Annotated in this window: 17 protein-coding genes; 7 read left to right on the forward strand and 10 right to left on the reverse strand. The window is 65.1% G+C overall.

Annotated elements, in window-relative coordinates; all coding sequences use genetic code 11:
* Positions 1 to 4: 4 nt before the first annotated feature.
* Complete coding sequence (locus G8O24_RS12165; protein ID WP_188099484.1) at positions 5 to 1,198, reverse strand: serine hydrolase domain-containing protein; 1,194 nt, start codon at positions 1,196 to 1,198, stop codon at positions 5 to 7.
* A 333-nt stretch (positions 1,199 to 1,531) separates the two neighbouring features.
* Between G8O24_RS12165 and G8O24_RS12170 the strand changes: the two genes are divergently transcribed.
* Together G8O24_RS12170 and G8O24_RS12175 are read left to right on the forward strand one after the other, a co-directional pair.
* Complete coding sequence (locus G8O24_RS12170) at positions 1,532 to 1,852, forward strand: hypothetical protein (RefSeq protein ID WP_188099486.1); 321 nt, start codon at positions 1,532 to 1,534, stop codon at positions 1,850 to 1,852.
* 121 nt (positions 1,853 to 1,973) lie between these two features.
* Complete coding sequence (locus G8O24_RS12175) at positions 1,974 to 3,467, forward strand: NAD-dependent succinate-semialdehyde dehydrogenase (protein ID WP_188099488.1); 1,494 nt, start codon at positions 1,974 to 1,976, stop codon at positions 3,465 to 3,467.
* 8 nt (positions 3,468 to 3,475) lie between these two features.
* Here G8O24_RS12175 and G8O24_RS12180 read toward each other — a convergent pair whose 3' ends face one another.
* Positions 3,476 to 4,288, reverse strand: a complete 813-nt coding sequence (locus G8O24_RS12180) for a helix-turn-helix transcriptional regulator (protein ID WP_188099489.1) — start codon at positions 4,286 to 4,288, stop codon at positions 3,476 to 3,478.
* Here G8O24_RS12180 and G8O24_RS12185 point away from each other — a divergent pair.
* Both G8O24_RS12185 and G8O24_RS12190 read left to right on the forward strand, forming a co-directional pair.
* Complete coding sequence (locus tag G8O24_RS12185) at positions 4,258 to 5,295, forward strand: NAD(P)H-binding protein (RefSeq protein ID WP_244645828.1); 1,038 nt, start codon at positions 4,258 to 4,260, stop codon at positions 5,293 to 5,295. The two genes, G8O24_RS12180 and G8O24_RS12185, sit on opposite strands and share 31 nt — an antisense overlap.
* An 11-nt stretch (positions 5,296 to 5,306) precedes the next feature.
* Positions 5,307 to 6,185, forward strand: coding sequence for an MBL fold metallo-hydrolase (locus G8O24_RS12190; RefSeq protein WP_188099492.1), 879 nt, complete (start codon positions 5,307 to 5,309; stop codon positions 6,183 to 6,185).
* Positions 6,186 to 6,204: 19 nt separating this feature from the next.
* Here the strand turns inward: G8O24_RS12190 and G8O24_RS12195 are convergent, their stop codons facing one another.
* The 3 genes from G8O24_RS12195 to G8O24_RS12205 all read right to left on the reverse strand — a co-directional run bounded on the left by G8O24_RS12195 (position 6,205) and on the right by G8O24_RS12205 (position 10,671).
* The gene (locus tag G8O24_RS12195) at positions 6,205 to 8,421 is read right to left on the reverse strand and encodes an SLC26A/SulP transporter family protein (RefSeq protein WP_188099599.1); all 2,217 of its coding nucleotides are present in this window, start codon (positions 8,419 to 8,421) and stop codon (positions 6,205 to 6,207) included.
* Positions 8,422 to 8,761: 340 nt separating this feature from the next.
* Entirely contained in the window at positions 8,762 to 9,676 is a 915-nt protein-coding gene (locus G8O24_RS12200) for a phosphoribosylaminoimidazolesuccinocarboxamide synthase (protein WP_188099495.1), read from the reverse strand.
* A 77-nt stretch (positions 9,677 to 9,753) separates the two neighbouring features.
* Positions 9,754 to 10,671 carry a pirin family protein gene (locus G8O24_RS12205; protein ID WP_188099497.1) on the reverse strand — a complete coding sequence of 306 codons (918 nt, stop codon included), beginning with the start codon at positions 10,669 to 10,671 and terminating at the stop codon, positions 9,754 to 9,756.
* Between the two features lie 217 nt (positions 10,672 to 10,888).
* On the opposite strand from G8O24_RS12205, the gene G8O24_RS12210 reads away from it, so the two are divergent.
* Together G8O24_RS12210 and G8O24_RS12215 are read left to right on the forward strand one after the other, a co-directional pair.
* Positions 10,889 to 11,950, forward strand: coding sequence for an AraC family transcriptional regulator (locus G8O24_RS12210; RefSeq protein ID WP_188099499.1), 1,062 nt, complete (start codon positions 10,889 to 10,891; stop codon positions 11,948 to 11,950).
* 145 nt (positions 11,951 to 12,095) lie between these two features.
* The gene (locus G8O24_RS12215; protein ID WP_188099501.1) at positions 12,096 to 13,523 is read left to right on the forward strand and encodes a serine hydrolase domain-containing protein; all 1,428 of its coding nucleotides are present in this window, start codon (positions 12,096 to 12,098) and stop codon (positions 13,521 to 13,523) included.
* Positions 13,524 to 13,528: 5 nt separating this feature from the next.
* Here the strand turns inward: G8O24_RS12215 and G8O24_RS12220 are convergent, their stop codons facing one another.
* Positions 13,529 to 14,899 carry an MmgE/PrpD family protein gene (locus G8O24_RS12220; protein WP_188099503.1) on the reverse strand — a complete coding sequence of 457 codons (1,371 nt, stop codon included), beginning with the start codon at positions 14,897 to 14,899 and terminating at the stop codon, positions 13,529 to 13,531.
* A 123-nt stretch (positions 14,900 to 15,022) separates the two neighbouring features.
* On the opposite strand from G8O24_RS12220, the gene G8O24_RS12225 reads away from it, so the two are divergent.
* The gene (locus tag G8O24_RS12225; protein ID WP_188099505.1) at positions 15,023 to 16,138 is read left to right on the forward strand and encodes an FUSC family protein; all 1,116 of its coding nucleotides are present in this window, start codon (positions 15,023 to 15,025) and stop codon (positions 16,136 to 16,138) included.
* Positions 16,139 to 16,141: 3 nt separating this feature from the next.
* Here G8O24_RS12225 and G8O24_RS12230 read toward each other — a convergent pair whose 3' ends face one another.
* From G8O24_RS12230 to murA, 4 genes are all read right to left on the reverse strand, one after another.
* Positions 16,142 to 16,792: a 2-hydroxychromene-2-carboxylate isomerase gene (locus G8O24_RS12230; RefSeq protein ID WP_188099508.1), complete on the reverse strand. Its 651-nt coding sequence runs from the start codon at positions 16,790 to 16,792 to the stop codon at positions 16,142 to 16,144.
* Positions 16,789 to 17,277: a DUF2867 domain-containing protein gene (locus G8O24_RS12235; RefSeq protein WP_188099510.1), complete on the reverse strand. Its 489-nt coding sequence runs from the start codon at positions 17,275 to 17,277 to the stop codon at positions 16,789 to 16,791. Before G8O24_RS12235 ends, G8O24_RS12230 begins: the two co-directional genes overlap by 4 nt.
* Complete coding sequence (locus tag G8O24_RS12240) at positions 17,274 to 18,665, reverse strand: MATE family efflux transporter (RefSeq protein WP_188099512.1); 1,392 nt, start codon at positions 18,663 to 18,665, stop codon at positions 17,274 to 17,276. Before G8O24_RS12240 ends, G8O24_RS12235 begins: the two co-directional genes overlap by 4 nt.
* 288 nt (positions 18,666 to 18,953) lie before the next feature.
* Positions 18,954 to 20,249, reverse strand: a complete 1,296-nt coding sequence (gene murA / locus G8O24_RS12245) for a UDP-N-acetylglucosamine 1-carboxyvinyltransferase (protein ID WP_188099513.1) — start codon at positions 20,247 to 20,249, stop codon at positions 18,954 to 18,956.
* Positions 20,250 to 20,337: the final 88 nt, after the last annotated feature.

Genomic DNA, 20,337 nt, shown 5'->3' on the forward strand with positions numbered 1-20,337 from the left:
GGGGTTACGCCGCCCGCTGGCCGCTGCCCGCATCGAGCCCGGCATAGACGCCGCGCTCGAAACCCGCGAAGGCTTGCAGGCAGTTGGTGTCCGCAAACGGCAGCAGCTGCATCAGGATGACTCCGGTGACGTCGCGTGCCGGATCGATCCAGTAGTAGGTGTTGGCGAGGCCCGCCCAGGCGAGGCTGCCGGCGCTACGGCCTTCCGGCGTCTTGGCGGTGTTGATCAGGAAGCTGAGGCCCCACTTCTTGGCCTGGTCGGGATAGAGGTCGACGTCGTTGCTGTACATCGGCGCCACCGAGACCATCTTGGTGACGTTGAGATCGCCGATATGGTTCTGTCCCATGGTTGCGACCGTCTCGGCCTTGAGCACCTGGTTGCCGTTGCCGCGGCCCTTGTTGAGGATCATCCGGGTAAACTTGATGTAGTCGCCCGCGGTCGAATAGAGCCCGCCTCCGCCCATGTGGAATTCCGGCTCCTGTTCGAGCTCGAACGGGATGGCGGCAAGCTGGCCGTCCTCGCCGCGCGCATGCATGCCGACCAGGCGCTTGCGCATGTCGTCGCTGATCTTGAAGGCGGTATCGCTCATGCCGAGCGGCGCGAACAGATTGTCGCGAAGATAGCCATCGAGGCGCTTGCCACTGACGGCCTCGACCGCCTTGCCGACGAAATCGATGTTGGTGCCGTATTCCCAGCGCGTCCCGGGATCCGAGGCGATCGGCGTCTTCAGCGCGGCGTTCTGGCAGGTGGTGATCGCCGGCGTGCCGGTCTTGTCCAGATAGGTCGCGATGTCGCCGTTCCACATATTATAGCAGAAGCCGGCGGTGTGGGTCATGAGGTGACGCAGCGTGATCGGCGCCTTCGCCGGCCGCAGCTTCGCCTCCCCCTTTTCATCGAAGCCTTCGAGTACCTGCGGCTTGGCGAGATCGGGCAGCACTTCGCCGATCGGTGCATCGAGTGACAGCTTGCCCTGCTCGACCAGCTGCATCGCGCCGGCCGATGTCACCGCCTTGGTCATCGATGCGATCCAGAACACGCTGTCTACAGTCATCGCATCGGGCTTGGAGAGATCGCGCTTGCCGAAGGCGCCTTGATACAACACGTCGTTACCGCTGGCGGCGAGCGCAACGACGCCGGGAATTTCCTTGGCCTCGCTGGCCTTGCGCAGAATCTCGTCGATCTGGGCTGTGCTTTGCATGTGGGTTTCCTCCGGTTTGATTATTGTTGGAAGTGATCGATTGTCCTCCCGCAGGTCGCGGGCGGCAAGCATCTCAACCTGTGCGCCGGTCGCGATGTCGTGACTTGACGCTCTGCGCCCCGCGCGAGACGACTGATCTGCAACACTTCATCACAATCTGCGGTGGATGGCCGCAGCTGACCGTGACCTTGGATGGGCTCCGGCGGTATGTTTCGGCTGTTTGAAGCACTTGAAACATTTTGTGCGTTGCGACGTTCAGCTCACGGCCCGATCGGGGCTGACGTTAGGATTTGATACAAAATTGGCGGCCCTCGGCCGCGAGGGGACCTTGAGATGATTTCGACCTGGAGCGAATGGAAGCGCTATCCCCGTCCCGGACGGGGCGAGAATCTGGAAGCGCCGATCTCGCCGGGTATTTACGAGGTTCGGATCGCAGGATCAGGCGCGCTCTATTCCTTCGGCGCGGTCGACAATCTGGCGCAGGCGCTGGCGCTGCTGCCGGTCGGCTCGAAATCCTGGTTCGGCCGCCGCAACGCATCCGACGTGCCGGATCTCGAATATCGGACCTGCGCGACCTCCTCCAAGGCCGACGCCAAGGCCGCGGCCGAGCGCATGATCGGCCGGCGCGAGACCTATATGAGCGGCGCGGCGTAACGCCGCCGCTGCCAGTTTAATTCCCATCAGATGTGCGTTGCAGGACGGTGCATTGGGCGCCGTCTGAACCTATATTCCGGCCGATCCGATCGCCCCCGATGATCGCCTAGGGAGTAACGCCATGACCCCGCCCGCCGCCGCACGCGCCCAGCACCCCACCGCCACCCTGCGCGACCGGTTGAAGGACCCGTCGCTGCTGAAGGAGGCCTGCTACATCGATGGCGCCTGGGTCGGCACGCCGGTGTTCGCCATCAACAATCCCGCCACCGGCGTCGAGCTCGCAAAGGTGCCGCAGCTTGGTGCTGACGACACCACCCGCGCGGTCGAAGCCGCCCAGCGCGCCTTCCCTGGCTGGGCCAAGCACACCGCCAAGCAGCGCTCCAACATCCTGCGCAAATGGTTCGAGCTGATCATCGCCAACCGTGAAGACCTCGCGCTGATCCTCACCTCCGAGCAGGGCAAGCCGCTGTCGGAAGCGCTCGGCGAGGTCGATATCGGCGCCGCCTATATCGAGTTCTTCGCGGAGGAAGCCCGCCGCGTCTATGGCGAGACCATTCCGACGCAGCGGCCCGATGCGCGGCTGCTCGCGATCAAGCAGCCGATCGGCGTCTGCGGCGCCATCACCCCGTGGAACTTCCCCAACTCCATGATCACGCGCAAAGTGTCGCCGGCGCTGGCGGCCGGCTGCACCGTGGTGCTCAAGCCCGCCAACGAGACGCCGCTCTCGGCCTTGGCGCTGGCCGTGCTCGCCGACAAGGCTGGTATCCCGAAGGGCGTGCTCAACATCATCACCGGTGATGCGCCGCCAATCGGCAAGGTGCTGTGCGAGCATCCGGCGGTGCGCTTCGTCGGCTTCACCGGCTCGACCGCCGTCGGCAAGATCCTATACCAGCAGGCTTCGGTCGGCGTGAAGCGGCTCGGCCTCGAGCTCGGCGGCAATGCGCCGTTCGTGGTGTTCGACGATGCCGATATCGATGCCGCGGTCGAAGGCGCGATCGTCTCGAAATATCGCAACATGGGCCAGACCTGCGTCTGCGCCAACCGCATCTACGCCCAGGACAAGATCTACGACGAGTTCGTCAAGAAGCTGTCGGCGAAGGTCGCGGCGATGAAGGTCGGCGACGGCACGGAAGCCGGTGTCACGCAAGGGCCGCTGATCAACATGAAGGCGATCGACAAGGTCGAGCGTCACATTGCCGATGCCGTCAAGCGCGGCGCCAAGGTCGTCACCGGCGGCAAGCGCAGCGAGCTCGGGCGTTCCTTCTTCGAGCCCACGGTGCTTGCCGACGTCAAGCCGGACTCGCTGGTGGCGCAGGAAGAGACCTTCGGCCCGCTCGCGCCCGTCATCCGCTTCAAGGACGAAGCCGACGTCATCGCCATGTGCAATGCCTCGCCGTTCGGCCTTGCCTCCTATTTCTACTCCCGCGATCTCGGCCGCGTCTGGCGCGTCGCCGAAGCGCTGGAGTCGGGCATGGTCGGCGTCAACACCGGCCTCATCACCACCGAAGTCGCGCCGTTCGGCGGCGTCAAGGAAAGCGGCTTGGGGCGCGAAGGCTCGCGTCACGGCATGGAAGAATATGTCGAGATCAAATACGTGATGATGGCGGGGGTGTGAGGGCCCCATCAGCTCCTGCTTCGGCGCAACTCGGCAGGACTGTATCCAAGCTCTATCCGCATCCATTTGGCCAGATGGGACTGATGGGCGAAGCCGGCCTCCAGGGCGATGTCGCTGAGCTTGCGATCGCCCTGCAGGAGGAGCCGGCGCGCATGCGCCAGTCGTCGCTGCAGGACGTAGCGGTGCACAGTGAGGCCCGTGGCCGCCTTGAACCACGTCCTCAAGTGCGAGCTGCTGACGCCGGCCTGGCGGCAGAGAATGTCGACGGTGAGCGGCTGGTCCAGATTCTGGTCGACATAGGCGGCGATTCTCTGGAGTTGCGCCTCGGAGAGACGCGTGGTGCGAGGCGGCGCATCGTCTGTCAGCCCAAGCAGTTCGACCGCCAGGGCCATTCCGACATTCTCGGCGAACAGCGGACCGCTCGGCGAGCCCGCCTGGATGTCGCTTTCGAGCGCCTGCCCGAGCAGGATGATGCGGTCATTTCGCAGCATGTGATGCGTACCAAGCCGGACTGACGTCAATCGCCCCGCCCGGGATGCCGCATGATCGAGCATGCCGGGCGCGAGTCGGATCTGGAACGACCGGTAGGGCGTCTCTGCAACGAAGCCTGCAACCGTGCCCGATGGGATCAGATCGATATCGCCGGCGCGACGCAAATGCGCTTCGCCCGTGGCGAGGCAACGGGAGCGCATGGTGGGTGTGAGATGGATGATGATCCGGTGATCGCCGATCGGTTCGAGGGCATCAGGATCGGCCTCCGTTCGCGTGGCTGCGGCGATGCCGCCGACCGATGATGACGCTGAACTCGATCTCGCGCGCATGGCCGGGCTCCAAACTGGCTTGGCGGAACGTGCTCGGTATTTGGCGCATCGTGCGCGATTTTCAACGGCTCAAGCGTCAAACAACTCATCTGCCGTTTCGTGACGAACGAGGACGTCAAGTGAGCCACTATGTGATTGTCGGAGCTGGCCCGGTTGGCCGCGAAACCGCTCGCCTTCTGGCAGCGGAGGGACATAGCGTCATCCTCACCAGCAGGAATGCCGGGTCAATCGACGCAGGGGATGTGCGTACCGTGTCGTCGGATGCCACCGATGTCGCGCAGCTGGCTGCATTAGCCAAGGGCGCGGATGCGATCTTCATGTGCGCGATGGCGGCCTATCATCGATGGCCGACCGATTTTTTCCCCATCATGGATGGAACGGTCAAGGCGGCCGAGCAAGTTGGCGCCAGACTGCTCGTTGCCGGGAATGTCTATGGCTATGGCGCGAGAACTGCAGGGCCTCTCACTGCGGATATCGAGCCGGACCCGACCAGCCGAAAGGGCACTGTCAGGCACATCATGTGGCAGCGTGCGCGGCGATCGAACGTTCCTGCCATCGAGGTCCGCGCAAGCGACTATCTGGGCAACGGCGCGGTCACGTATTTTTCGCTGCTGGCCCTGCCGTCGCTGCTCAAGAACGAGCCGGTCTCTTTCCTCGGCGATCCCGATGCGGCGCATGCGTGGAGCTTCACCAAGGATACCGCGAAGACCCTGGTCGCAGCGTCACGCTACACCGGTGAGTGGGGGCGCGCCTTTCACGTGCCGTCGCAATCGGCATCCGTGCGCGAATTGGTGAAAGGATTCGCGGTCGCGCTGAAGATCGATAATCCAAAGCTGCTTCGCCTCACTTCGGCCGACCTCGAAGGCATCGGCTTCGGCGAAGCCGTCGAGATGTCCTACTTGTTCGAAAAGCCGCTTCTGCTTGACGCAGGCGACACGGAGACACTGCTGGGAGTCACCGCGAGCAGCCTGGACGCGATGGTGCGTGACACCCTTGCAGTGCAATGAAGAACCTTGGCATGACCAATTCGAATCAATGGCAGGCCGTCGGTCTGAACCGACGGAAAATCGGCGACTACATCGTCACCGCAATCGTCGACGGCTTCATCGTCGCGCCGTTCGAGCTCCTGTCCGGAGTGGGGCCTGAAGAGGCCATGAACATGACGGTGGCGGCGGGGCGTCCCCGGTCATCCGCAATGACCGTCAGTACCTATCTGATCGAGGGAAAGGGCCGGACCATCCTGGTTGATGGCGGTGGCGGCGGCATCAATGGCTGGGGTGGCCGGCTGCACACCTCGCTTGCCGCAGCCAACGTCGATTCGCTCGCCATCGACCAGATACTCCTGACCCATGCCCATCCGGATCACATCGGAGGCCTCGTCGGTGCCTTGCCGTCGGCGCCCCTGTTTCCGAACGCCGAGCTCGTGATGCACGATGCCGAATTCGCCTTCTGGACGGATGACGCGAATCTCAACCGGGCGCCGGATATGATGAAGCCGTTCTTCCAAGTCGCCCGCGCGGTCTTCGAGGCCTATGGCGTGCGATGCCGGACAGTCGGTGCAGGGCAAGTCGCGCCTGATATCGTGATCGAACATCTCCCCGGCCACACCCCCGGCCATAGCGGCTATCGTATCGAGAGCAGCGGTGCATCCCTGCTGATCTGGGGGGACATCGTTCACTATCCGGATATCCAGGTGACGAGGCCGGAAGTGACCATTGCGTTCGATGCGGATCAGCAAGCCGCCAGTGCGACCCGAAAGAAAATGCTGGAGCGCGTGTCCGCGACCGGAGAGCTGATCGCTGGAATGCACCTGAATTTTCCGGGATTCGCGCGGCTGTCGAAGAAGGGAGCCTCGTTCGCTATCCGACATGAAGCCTGGTCAGCAGAGCTCATGTGACGCCAGAATGCGATCACTCCTATCGCCTGAGCACCGCAATCGTCCGGTTGGCGAATGTCAGCCGCTCGGCCATGACCGATACGAAATAGGTCAGCAGCTTGTGGCTGAGCGCGGGGTCTTCCTGCTTGATGGCGTCGAACTGGTGCGTGTTCAGCACGTAGAGCACGCTGTCGACCTCGGCCTGGATGGTGGCGCTGCGCGGTGTCCGTGACACCAGGCCCATCTCGCCGATCGTGGTGTAGCGCCCGAGGCTGCGGACGCGCGTGGTGCGGTCGTCATCGGCGGGAACCATGATGCCGACGCGGCCTTCGAGGATGAAGTGCATGGAATCGGCTGCTTCGCCGGCCCGCACGATGATCTCGCCGGCTTCGACCTCGATGCGCTGGCAGCGCCGGATCAGCTCGTCGGCATCGTCCTCGCTGTCCAAGATGCTCGCGAACCAGTCGCGCAGGCTGGCTTCTTCCCGCGCCAGCCCCTGGTGCTGCGCGATGATCTCGTTCTCGCACCATTCCAGCGCGTGATCGAGCTCGCCGATGATGGTGACCCCCTCGCCGATAAAGTCGCTGGAGCGCAGCACCTTCTCGGCCGCGGCCGACAGGTGCACCAGGATCAGCTCGACGCCGAGCTCGGCGGCGCTGCGCTTGATCTGGGCGAAGCTGTAGGCGGCCGAGGAATCGACGCCGGTGACGAGCTTGAAATCGAACAGCAAATAGCGGCATTCCGGGCGCTCCTGCAGCAACCGCTTGACGTGCTGGTAGAGCCGGTTGGCGGAGCCGAAGAACAGGTAGCTCTGGAGGTTGAGGCCCTGGATCTTGCCGCCATGGGCCAGCAGCACCTCCTGGTCGTCGCGCGAGCGATCGAGCGAGGAGCGGTATTCGGATCCGTCAAAACTGTACTTGATCGATTCCACCCGCGCCGCGCTGAACGCAAAGGTCGCGCAGCCGATGATGACGCCGATCAAAATGCCCGGCACGAAACCCCAGGCGACGATGATGAAAATAATGGCCACCAGCGACAGATATTCGAGCTTCGACAGCCGCTTGCGGGATTCGATGATCCATTTGTGCAGTTGATCGGCACCGAGATAGAGCAAGAGGCCGCCGAGCACGAATTTCGGGATGAAGCCGAGCAGCTCCGGCGCGAGCCCGAGCATCAGCAGCGACAGTGCCGCGGCGGTCAGGCCCGACAGCCGGCCGCGGCCGCCGCTGGAGAAATTGAGGATGGTGCGGCTGATCGAGCTGCAGCCAGTGTAGCCGCCGAGCACGCCGGTGAGGATGTTGGCCGCGCCCGTGACGTTCAGCTCGCGCTCGAGATTGGCCTCGCGATGCACCGCGACCTCGATGCCTGTGGTGTTGAACAGCGTGCTCGATGCGGTGACGAAGATGACGGCGACGAGATTGCCGAGCAGGTCGGGCACGGCAAACCAGGGATAGCGGGTGATCTCGTCGGCGTGCCAGGGCAGCATGAACGCCGCCCGCGGCGGCGGCTGAAACGTCCAGCCCAGACTATGGGCGGTATCGAGCGAGACACCCGAGATCCAGAACGCCAGGTGCGCCGTGATCACGCCGCCAACCAGGATGATCGGCAGGGCGAACGGATTCCGCGAGCGATGCCAGGTCAGGTACAGCACCAGCGCCATGGTGCAGGCGGCACCGAGCTCCAGCATCGTGGTGCCGTTGGCGAAGCCGGGCAGCGTCGCAAGCTGCACCGGCATGTTGGTGATGACCCTGATCGCACCGAGCGCAATGAGGAGGCCCGTGGCGCCGAGGAAGCCGCCGACCACGGGATAAGGCACGTAACGGATGGCGCGCCCCATCCGCGTCAGCCCCAGCCCGCACAGCACGATTCCGGTCAGCACGGTCGACAGGCTGAGCGTGATCAGGACCGGCGAGAGCAGCGGCGCCGACGGATTGGCAGCTTCGATGTGCTCGACCAGCGAGGCTGCCAGGATTCCCGTGACGGCAGCCGTCGAACTGTCGGGGGCGGCGATCGCGAAGGGCAGGGAGCTGCCGAGCCCGATCACGAGCGCAAGCACCGCGGAACTGATGAAGGTCGCGGCGATGCCGTAGGACAGGTGAGCCGAGAGCGGCCCGGCAAAGATCAGCAGCGCATAGGACAGTCCGAACGTGACGGTGAGAATGCTCGCCGCGCCGCCACCCAGAATGTCATTCAGCGCACGCTTGACGGACGGGCTGACCCCGGTGACCGGTTCAAAGCCAATAGCAGGATCGGTCACGCTGTGACACTCGCTCATGAAAATTCCCGCCCGGAGAGGTAGACGAGTGCGAGCCTAGCGCAACAGGATTCTTGCAAATATGAAGTATCCGACAGTTCTGGCGGGCTCCGGGTGTGAACGGTCAATCAAATGGTTGAGGGGAAAACCGAAATTGGCGTCGTCCCGGCGAGGCCGGAACGACACCAGAGGGCTTGGCAGCCAACGCTTCTGGAGAGGCGCGCCGGTCTCTCCACGTCATTGCGAGGAGCTCTTGCGACGAAGCAATCCAGAGTCACGCTATGGAGACAGTCTGGATTTGCTTGCAGCGCTCGCAATGACGGAATTCTCGGCAGCGGCTGAGCTAGATCTCCAGCTCTCTCCCCGTCACCCGCCGATATGCCTCCAGGTACCGCTCGCTCGTCGCCTCCACCACGCTCGCCGGCAATGGCGGCGGCGGAGCATCGCCGTTCCAGCGGCCGGCGCGGCGCTCGACGTCGAGATAGTCGCGCAGGGGCTGCTTGTCGAAGCTGGCCTGCGGCTGGCCGGGCTTATAGGCATCGACCGCCCAGAAGCGTGACGAATCCGGCGTCATCACTTCGTCGATCAGGATGATGCGGCCGTCCTTGTCGCGGCCGAACTCGAACTTGGTGTCGGCGATGATGATGCCCTGCTCGCGTGCCAGCTCTTCGCCCAGCGTGTAGATCGCGCGCGTCATGCTTTCGAGCGTGTAGGCGACGTCGTCGCCGACGACCTCGCGCATCTTCGCGATGGTGATGTTCTCGTCATGGCCGGTCTCGGCCTTGGTCGCCGGGCTGAAGATCGCGGGCTCGAGCTTCTCGCTCTCGACGAGGCCGGGTTTCAATGTCTCGCCCGCCAGCGTACCGCTCGCCGCATATTCCTTCCACGCCGAGCCCGAGAGATAGCCGCGGATCACGCATTCGATCGGAAACACGGTGGTGCGGCGGGACAGCATGGCGCGGCCGAGGATCTCGTCGCGGTGGGGCTTCAATGCCGGCACGGCCGCGATGATCTCGTCCGTGTCGGCGCTGATCATGTGATGCGGCACGATGCCTTCGAGCTTGCCAAACCAGTACGCGCTGATCTGCGTGAGGACCGCGCCTTTCATCGGGATGGTCTCGGCCATCACGACGTCGAAGGCGCTGATGCGGTCGGTGGTGAGAAGCAGCAGGCGGTCGTCGTCGACGGCATAGATATCGCGCACCTTGCCGCGGCCGATCTTGGTCAGGGGCAGGTCGCTGGAGAGCATGGCGGTCATAGCAGAGCTTTCGCAGACTTGGCTTTCGGAAAGGATATCCAGCCGCGACTGATGGCACGGCCGAAAGCCGGATTAGCCTATTCCGGCAGCGGAATGAACTCATGTTCCTGAGGAACCGCGGCGAAGCGGCCGGTTTTCCAGTCCTGCTTGGCCTGCTCGATCCGCTCCTTGCTGGACGAGACGAAATTCCACCAGATGTGGCGCGGGCCTTCCAATGCATCGCCGCCGAGAAACATCATCCGCGTCGCCTTCAGCGCCTTCACGGTGATGCGGTCGCCGGGCCGGAAAATCAGCAGCCGCGGCCCCTCGTAGCGCTCGTTCGCGATCTCGACCTCGCCGTCGACCACGTAGATCGCGCGCTCCTCATGATCGGGATCGAGCGGGACACTCGCGCCGGCCACGGCCGTGACCTCGGTGTAGAACCAGGGCGACACCATTGTGACGGGCGAGGCGATGCCGAACGACGAGCCCGCGATCACCCGTGCGGTAAAATCGCGCTCCGAGATCATCGGCAGATCGCCCGCCGCATAATGCTGGAACGAGGGATCGATCTCCTCGGAGCCCTCAGGCAGCGCGATCCAGCTTTGCAGGCCGAGCATCTTCTGCCCCGAGGCGCGCTGCGCGTCTGGGGTGCGCTCGGAATGGGCGATGCCGCGGCCGGCTGTCATCAGATTCATCGCGCCGGGTGCGATCTCCTGCACATTGCCCTCGCTGTCGCGGTGCATGATGGACCCGTCGAACAGATAGGTGACGGTGGCCAGGCCGATATGCGGATGCGGCCGTACGTCCATGCCCTTGCCGGAGACGAACTGCACCGGGCCGAAATGATCGAAGAAGATGAAGGGCCCGACCATCTGCCGCTTGCCATGCGGAAGCGCGCGCCGCACCGCGAACCCATCGCCGAGATCGCGCGTGCGCGGGACGATGACGAGATCGAGCGCATCGCAGGACATGGGATCGCCGAGCACGGGGTCGTTCGAGGGTTGCCAGCTCATGGTGGACTCCTGTTGACTTTCTTGGGCTCAATCGTAGCAGAATTTCGCATCGGCGTCGCGACATAGGGCGCCGTTGCAGGTCGGCAATCGCGCCGCACATTCGGTGTCATCGCCCGCGAAGGCGGGCGATGACAGTAGTGGCATGGATGGATCTTGAAAAAATGTGGCCAACGAACGATGTTCGACCGACCGAAACCGCGACCGTTGGCTCCAGCCGATGACCCTTGCCGCCCTCGACCTCGCTTTTCGCGCGGCCAGCGTCGCGCTGCTATCGGTGCTGGCGGCGTCGCTGCTGCATGATTTTCGCAATGTACTTGCGGCCCGTCTCGGCGCGGCCTTCGTGCTGGGTACGATTGCGCACGCCGTGAGCTATTCACTGGATGTCACGTCGCGGGTCCCGCTCTGGCATGCACCGCTGATCGCAATATCGACCGGGACCATTGTGATGTTCTGGCTGTTCACGCGCGCCCTGTTCGATGACGAGTTTCGCCTCCGCTGGTGGCACGGTCTGATCTGGGCGGCGGTCGCGGCCTTCAGCTTCGCGGGCTGCGTCTGGATTGCACCCAGTGGCCATGTGCGGTTCTCGGTGATGATGGTCAATCTGATCGTGCTCGGCTTCATCGCGCTTGCGGTCGGACAGATGATCGCCTCCTGGCCGGCTGATCTCGTCGAGCGCCGCCGCCGCGTTCGCGTCTTCATCGTCAGCGCCATCGCGCTCTATGGCGGGCTGAACGCGGTACTCCAGATCGCCGTCGCGGGCTACCGCGTCGGCGATGTCGCCGAAACCATCAATGCCGGCGCACTTGCCCTGACCGTCGCGGCGATCGTCTATGCCATGATGCGCGTTGACGGAACGGATCTGTTCCCGGCCGCGGCGGAGCCCGCGCCGGCTGGCGTTTTCAGTCAGCCGGCCGCCGATGACGCCGCCGATCAAAAGCTCATCGACGCCCTGATGCGGCTGATGGGAGACGAGCGGATCTATCGCCAGGAGAACATCACCATCGGCGTGCTGGCCGGCCGGCTGAAAATTCCGGAATACCGGCTGCGGCGGCTGATCAACCAGCGGCTCGGCTACCGCAACTTCAATGTGTTCCTGAACAACCACCGCATCGAGGAAGCCAAGGCCGCGCTGGCCGATCCCGCCCAGGCCGAGGTTCCCGTCACGACCATCGCGATGGACGCCGGCTTCCAGTCCTTGGGGCCATTCAACCGCGCCTTCAAAGCAGTGACCGGCGTGACGCCGACGGAGTATCGCCGGCTCAAGGCCGACGCGGCCTAGATTTTAGGTCTCTGAAATCACGTAAGAATTCCGAAATCGACCAGCCCCGATCAGTTTAGACGAGGCCGATTTCCAAATCCGGCGAGCGCACATCGCCCGCCTCCGGCTTGCTCCCTCGCATTCGCCCCGAAGCCGGAGAAAGCCCGTGAACCGCCGCCGCAAGATCCTCCTCCTCACCACCGCCATCGCCTGTGCCGGTCTCGCGCTCGGCGCGGCGCGCGCCCGCGACGTGCCCAAAGTTGCCACCGGCTTCATCGCCCATACGCTCTGTTCGGACATTTTCGTCTCCGGCCTCGATGTCAGGCGCGACCTCGCCGAGACCACCGATGCGATGCCGGGTGCGGGTCTTTTGACCTGGGCGATGGATCTTCAGGTCGATCGCGTCCGCAAGGATGTCACGGTGTCCCTGTTTGGGATCGGCCGCAGCCACGCCGTCTATCGCGAGGGGCTCGGTTGCACGCTGGAACACGGGCAGGGGATCGCCAATGTCGCATTGCCATCCGACGACAAGCAGCCTGCGTTGCTGCCCGAGATCGCCGGCCCGGGACTTGTCGCCCCGCAAAGCGAGGGCCTCGCCGCCGCGCTCGACCGCGCTTTCGCCGAGCCCGCGCAGCCGCCCTATCGCCGCACCCGCGCGATCGTGGTCATGAAGGCCGGCCGCATCATTGCCGAGCGCTATGCCGACGGCATCGGGCCGGAGACGGAGCTGCTCGGTTTCTCCATGACGAAGTCGGTGACCTCGGCGCTGACAGGCATTCTGGTGCGCCAAGGCAGGCTGAAGCTCGACGGGCCCGCGCCGATCGCCGCATGGCAGAATCCCGAGGATCCGCGCCATGCAATTACCGTCGACCAGTTGCTGCGCCACACCGCCGGCATTGCGCTCGGCAGCTCGTTGGAGGCCAAGCTTGGCTCCGTGCTCGAACCCGTCAACACCATGAAATATGCCGAGGACGATATGGCTGGCTTCGCCGAGCGCGCGCCGCTTGCGACAGCACCGGGCACGGCGTGGAATTATCACGACGGCAACATCATCATCGTGGCGCATCTCATCCGCAACGCCGCCGGCGGCAAGCCTGCCGATGCGCTTGCCTTCGCGCGCCGTGAATTGTTCGCGCCGCTCGGCATGAACAACGTCACGCTTCAGCTCGACGCCTCAGGCACGATCGAGGGGTCCGGCGAGATGCTGGCCTCCGCGCGCGATTGGGCGCGGTTCGGCCAGCTCTATCTCGACGACGGCGTTGTCGGCGGCAAGCGCATCCTGCCAGAGGGCTGGGTGAATTATTCTGCGTCTGCCACGCCAAACGCCTGGGTCGGCATCGGCGCCGGCTTCTGGACCAATCAGGGCGACAGCTTTGGCGCGAAGTTCCGCATCAGGCACGGCTGGCCGCGCGATGCCTTCTTCGCCAAGGGCACGATCGGGCAATACACGATCATCATTCCCTCGGAGAAGCTTGTGATCGTGCGCCTCGGTCGTTCGCCGAACTTCCCGCCGGAAGCTGATGGCGTGTTCGATCTCGTGCGCGATGTCGTGGCTGTCACGCGCGAGAAGGGGAAGATGGCGGGCGCGAACTAGGCGGCCTACTGCCGCCCCAGCTCCGTCGCCGCCGCGACGCGGTCGAACCGCTCCAGCGTCATGATCGCGTCGGCGAACCTGTCGGCCCGTGCGTTCAGCACGGGCCGCGCCAGTGTCAGGAATTTCTGCTGCATCGCCTGCACATCCGGGAACGAAGTCGGCTCTCCGGACGGATCGGCATAGAGCCGTTCATGCACGCCGTCTTCAGTCGTGATGCTGACGCGGGCGCCGAACGGATGGGTGCGGCCGATTTCGAGCCGGTCGTCCTGCACCACGTCGAACTTGTCGGCGAGCGCGTCGATTGCGGCATCGCCGAGCCGGGCGTAATCGTCCCAGCCGAACGAGCCCTGGTCGAGCGCCAGCGCGCCGGTGAAGAACATCGAGAACTGGCCGCCGACGATCGAGGTCGGATGCCGCTTGGTGGCGGCATCGCCGGTCAGCGTGATACCGTTGCGATGCAGGCCGATCTCGACGCGCTTGACCTGGTCGGGCGTCAGATTGTGCTCGCGCCGCATCGCGATCAGCGCGTCGATCGCGGCATGGGTGTAGCGGCAGCTCGGATAGGGCTTTACGCCGATCTTCATGGTCTCGTAGGTCTTGCCGAGCCCGGCGACCGCCTTGTCGGGATGCGCATCGTCGGTGTAGCCGGCGAGCAGGCCGTGCTTGCCTTCGATCGATTCGGTCGCGCCGACGAAATCGTTGCGCGCCAACGTCGCTGCGATCACGCCGTTCATCGCGGCGGCGCCGACCTGGTAGCGCTTGTTCCAGGCGCCGTTGACAAGGAATTGCAGCGAGCCCGCAGCCTGGCTGCCGGCGACGCCGAAGGCGGCAATGACCTGCGCCTCGGAGAGGCCGAACAGTTTCGCCGCCGCCGCGGCCGCGCCATAGGTGCCGGCGGTCGCGGTCGGATGGAAGCCGCGCGCATAATGCGAGGTCGGGTCGAGCGCATTGCCGAGCCGGCAGCAGACTTCGTAGCCCGCAACGATCGCCGTCAGCACGTCGCGCCCGGAGGCGCCGACCATCTCGCCGACGGCGAAGGCGGCCGGAACCACCGGCGCGCTCGGATGCAGCGAGGAATCCGCATGGGTATCGTCGAAATCGAGCGAATGGCCGAGCGCGCCGTTGAGCAGTGCCGCCACCGCCGGCGTCCAGGTCTTGGAATCGCCGAACACGGTGGCCTCGCCCCTGGTGTCGAGCGATAGTGCTTCCAGCATCTTCAGCAGCGAGGGGGTGGATTCGGCCTCGCGTCGCGCCCGGATGGCGCTGCCCAGGAAGTCCAGCGTCAGCACCTTGGCCCGATCCAGCACCTCCGCCGGAATGTCGGCGAATTTCAGCCTGGCGACGTAGGCGGCGAGCGTTGCGGTTTCGTGGGCCATCGTGTTTCCTCGTTTTGACCGGCAAGTTAGGCGGGCTGATTTTGCCTTTCAAGCAGCCAGAGGGCTGCGGGCATCAGCTATGCTTTTGGTTGGCACGACGAGATCGGACCGGGACGTTTGACGATGATTTCAGCAGGAGAGCTGTTCGACCGGGTGTGGTCGCGCCGGACGCAATTGGGGTTGGCGGTCCGGGTCACCGTTGCGGCCACCGGCGCCTATGCGCTCGCCACCGCGCTTCACCTTTTGTTGCCGCTCTGGGCCGTGCTGACGTCGATCATCGTGACCCAGATGAGCGTCGGCCGCTCGCTGAAGGCGACGCGCGACTACATGCTCGGCACGATCGGCGGCGCCATCTATGGCGGCGCGATCGCAATCCTGATTCCCTATTCCAGTGAACTCGGCCTGCTGGGCTTGCTGGTGCTGGCCGTGGCGCCGCTCGCCTTCATCGCATCGATCTATCCGAATCTGAGCTCCGCGACGGTGACGGCGGTCATCGTGCTGGTGCTGCCGTCGATGCACCATGCCGACCCCCTGGCTTCGGCGATCGACCGCGTCTGCGAGGTTTCGGTCGGCGCGGTGACGGGACTGCTCGTCTCCTTTCTGGTGCTGCCCTCGCGCGCGGTGCGGCAGATCCGCGCCAGCGCGGCGAAGCTGCTGGATCTGATTGCGGAGGCCTTTGGCGAACTGCTCGCCGGCCTCACGCGCGGCCGCGACAACGATGCGCTGCATCGGATTCAGGACGGTATCGGCACCGCCATGGTGGGCATGAACACGATCGGCACTGAAGCCGAGCGCGAGCGTTCGGCGCGGCTGTCGAGCGGTCCCGACACCGGCCCGCTGCTGCGCACGATCCTGCGGCTGCGCCACGACGTCGTGATGATCGGCCGCGCCACCGTGGTGCCGCTGCCGGCCGAGGTACAGGTCAGGCTCGCAGGCCCCCTGGCAGAGGTGAGCGCGGCGATCCTCCGCTTCCTGAAGGCGTCAGCCGAAGCCTTGCGCGAGGGCGCCGGCGCGCCGCCGATCCACCCCGTTCACGTCGCGCTTCAGCATTATTCCGAGGCGGTGGCGGCCGTGCGCCAGGACGGCCTGATCCGCGGCCACGCCAGCGATACCGCGGAGCGCTTCTTCGCGCTCGGCTTCTCGCTCGAGCAGATGCACCAGAATCTCTGCGACCTCGACCGCGTCGTCGGCGAATGGTCGGAGGCGGCAGCGGATGGGCCGGTGAAGGTGGCGAAGTGAAGCTTAGCGCTTCGTCAGGCCCCTGCTCTGCAGACGCCAGAGCAGAAGATCGATGCGGTCCTGGCCGAAGAACGGCTCGTTCTCGAACACGAAGGTCGGTACGCCCCAATGGCCTGAGGCGGCGTGGTCCTTTTCGTTCTCCGTGATCACGTGCTCGTAGCGATCAGGATCGGCGCTGATGGCTGCATCCATCGCGGCAAGGTCGAAGCCGGCCTTCGCGGCGGCGCGGGCGAGGTGGTCACCCTCGTTCCAACCCGCAACCGAGCCATCCCACAGCACGCACGCGATCGCATATGTAAAGGCGAGCGAGCGGCCCTCGAGCTGCGCCATCGCGCCAAGGCGCGTCAGGCGATGGATGTAGGGCTGCTCGGCCGCGACATCGAACGTCGTCTTGTCCTGCACGATCGGGTCCGGCCGCGGAAAGCGGAATGGAATGCCCTCATGCTGTGCCACGCGCGTGCTGTCGAGCACCACATAGCGAATGAAGTTCGGATTGGCTTTCTTGAAGAAGCCGGGCACGCGGACGGCAAGCGGATAGACTGGCCGCAGGTTCACGCCGAGGTCGTACGCCTCGACCAGCTTCAATGTCCTCGGCAGCGCCAGATAGCTGAAGGGGCTGCGAAAGGAAAAGAAGAGGTCGACCGACAGCGTCATCGCGCCGGCTCCCCGATGCATCCCATCATGCCGCGGGCCACCAGCTTGTGGAACGGCGTGATGAGCCTGAGATAAGTTCGACCGAGGAAATTGTTCGTCTTCACCAGAGTGGTGACGGTGACGTGGCGAAGCGTCGCCTCGCCAGCGACATCGACCACGATACGGAAATCGAGATGATAGTCGTTGAAGCCGGCGACCAGCCGCTCCGGCGTCTCGCTCAGCACCGGAAACAGGCCGATCAGGCCGCCGGGCGCGTAGGCGCCTTCTCCCGATGTTTTCAAGCCGAACGGCGTCACCAGGATGTTGCGCAAGCGCGTCAGCGCATCGATCCAGCGCGGCCCGTGCAGCACCATCCGAGTGCAGGCCTCGCGGGCGCTCAATTGGCTCGCCCCGACCTCGACACGAAAGGCGTCGATGAACTGCGCGCCTGACAGTACCGTGCCGGCATCGACGTCAGGGCTGATTTCGCGAACGGATCCCGTCATCCGAGCAGTTTGCGCGTCAACATGCGGAAGCGCAAGATCAATAGGCCGGCATAGACGAACGATCCGATCGACAATCCGACCCAGACGCCGACCGCACCGAGGCCGGTGTGGAAGGGGAGCATCCAGGCGACGGGAAAGCCGACGCACCAATAGCCAATGACGGCGAACACCAGCGTCATTCCAGTGTCATTGATACCGCGTAGCGCGCCGCCCATGATGGTCTGGAGCGCGTCGGCGATGAAGAAGGTCGCCCCGACCAGCAAAAGCGTGGCGGTCAGCGCCACCGTCGGTGCGCTGGCCTCGCTGTTGCCGAAGAACAGCCGGCCCAGCTCGTAGCGTCCGAGGATGATCGCGATCGTCAGGCTTGCGACGAAGGCGATGCCGAGCACGGCGGCGACGATCCCCGCGCGCCGGACGCCTGCCGGGTCGCTGCGGCCAAAGGCGTGGCCGACCCGCACCGTCGCAGCCATGCCGATGCCGAGCGGGACCATGAACAGCACGGCGGTGACCTGGAGCGCGATCTGGTGCGCGGCAAGCGCGGTGGTCGAGATCAGGCCCATCAGCAGCGCGGCCGAGGAGAACAGGCCGTATTCCATCAGCATGGCAAACGAGATCGGCGCGCCGAGCGCGACGAGCTCGCGCAGCAGCGGCCAGTCGATCCGCCAGAGATGGGCGAGCGGGCGATAGCCCGCGAACGGCTTTCGCCACCCGACGATGGCGAGGGCGGCGACGAAGGTGCCGAGATTGACCAGCGTGGTGGCAAGCCCCGCGCCGAGAAGCCGAAGCTCCGGCAGGCCGAACAGGCCGTGGATCAGCACATAGACCAGCGCTGCATTGGCGGGGATTGCGGCAAGCGTGATCCACAGCGGGGATTGCGGCCGGTTCATCGCGCTCATCAGGCCGCGCAGCGCGACGAAGCCGAGCGCCGGCGCGATGCCCCAGGCGAGCCCGTTCAGATAATGCTGAGCCAGCGCTGCCGAATGCGGCGCCTGCCCCAGCGCCAGCAGGATCTGCGCGCCATAGAGTGGCGAGGCCATCATCGGCAGCGAGATCACGAGGGAGATCCACAGGCCGACGCGCAAGGAGCGCCGCATCCGTCCGACATCGCCCGCGCCGAACGCCTGCGCGGCGAGCGGCGACACCGCGACGACGAGGCCAAGGCCGAAGGTGAAGCTGACGAAATAGACGGTGTGCGCAAGTGCCGCAGCCGCGACCGAATCCTCGCCAAGCCGTCCGATCAGCGCAAGATCGGTCGTCATCATCGCCATCTGCCCGAGCTGTGTCAGCATCATCGGAACGGCCAGCCGCAACGTCTGGACGAATTCCTGCGCGAGATGGCTTTGCGCGCCGGCCGGCGGCGGTTGCTGTGGTTGGACGATGTCGAGCATGGCGGCGTCAATAGCACAGCGGCAAGTCGAAAACATGGCCTCGTGTCCCGGACGCGCGAAGCGCGAGCCGGGACCCAGGAGTCGCGCACTCCGAGATCGCGGCATGGGCCCCGGCTCAGCAGCGCATCACTAACGTGCTGCGCTGCGTCCGGGGCACGAGACCACTATCAGCGCCGTAGGGTGGGCAAAGGCGCACTTGCGCCGTGCCCACGATCTCTCTCGGTCATAAAAATGCGTGGGCACGCTGCGCTTTGCCCACCCTACGATACTGCTGGTGGGGAGAGACCCTCATCCCTTCCGCTCCGGCACGCGGCGGATCTTGGCGCCGAGTGCGTTCAGCCGCTCGTCGATGCGCTCATAGCCGCGCTCGATCTGGTCGGCGTTGTTGATGGTGGAGGTGCCCTCGGCGCACACCGCGGCGAGCAGCATCGCCATGCCGGCGCGGATGTCGGGCGAGCTCAGCGTCGCGCCGTGCAGCCGGCTGGGGCCTGCGATGATGGCGCGGTGCGGATCGCACAGCACGATGCGCGCGCCCATCCCGATCAGCTTGTCGACGAAGAACATCCTGGATTCGAACATCTTCTCGAACATCAGGATCACGCCGTCGCATTGCGTCGCCGTGACGATCGCAATCGACATCAGGTCGGCCGGGAAGGCCGGCCAGGGCTGGTCCTCCAGCTTCGGCACGTGGCCGCCGAAATCGTCCTGGATCTTGAGCGTCTGGTTCGACGGCACGATCAGATCGTCGCCCTCGACGCGGCAGACGATGCCGAGCCGCTCGAAGCCCATGCGGATCGAGCGCAGATGCTCGACGCCGGCACGGACGATACGAAGCGGCGATCGCGTCACGGCGGCAAGCCCGATCAGCGAGCCGACTTCGATATGGTCGGGCTGGATCCGATAGGTCGCAGAGCCCAGCGTCGCCGGGCCGTGGATGATCATGGTGTTGGTGCCGATACCCTCGATCTTCGCACCGAGTGCGACCAGGAAATTGGCGAGGTCCTGCACATGCGGCTCGGACGCCGCGTTGCGCAGGTAAGTGACGCCATCCGCGGCGACCGCCGCCACCAGCGCGTTCTCGGTCGCAGTCACGCTCGGCTCGTCGAGGAACACGTCGGCGCCGGTGAGTTTTGGTGCGCGGAATTCCAGCCGGTCGGTCGCGGTGACCTTGGCTCCAAGTTGCTCCAGCGCGAGCACGTGGGTATCCAGCCGGCGGCGGCCGATCACGTCGCCACCGGGCGGCGGCAGCATCAGCTCGCCGCAGCGTGCGAGCAGCGGGCCCGCCAGCAGGATCGAGGCGCGGATGCGGACGCAAAGCTCGGGATCGAGATCACCGGCGCGGATGCTCTTGGCGTGGATGTGCAGCGTGTTGCGGGCCGTCCATTCGGCGGCCGCGCCGACCGATCGGACCAGCTCGACCAGCGTCTCGGTGTCACGGATCCGCGGCACATTCTCCAGCGTCACCGGATGCTCGGTGAGCAAGGCCGCGGCGATGATCGGCAGCGCCGAATTCTTGTTGCCGGCCGGCTCGATCGAGCCCGAGAGCCGCTGACCGCCCTCGACGATATATTGGATGGGCGCCACTGGGATGTCTCGCTGTCTTGATGGTTGGGCGGGCTGCTTTGGGGCAGAAACTACCGAGAATTGAGCAGGGTAGCAATTCTGCTCTTGC

The organism is Bradyrhizobium campsiandrae, from assembly GCF_014529705.1.
GTDB lineage: Bacteria > Pseudomonadota > Alphaproteobacteria > Rhizobiales > Xanthobacteraceae > Bradyrhizobium > Bradyrhizobium campsiandrae.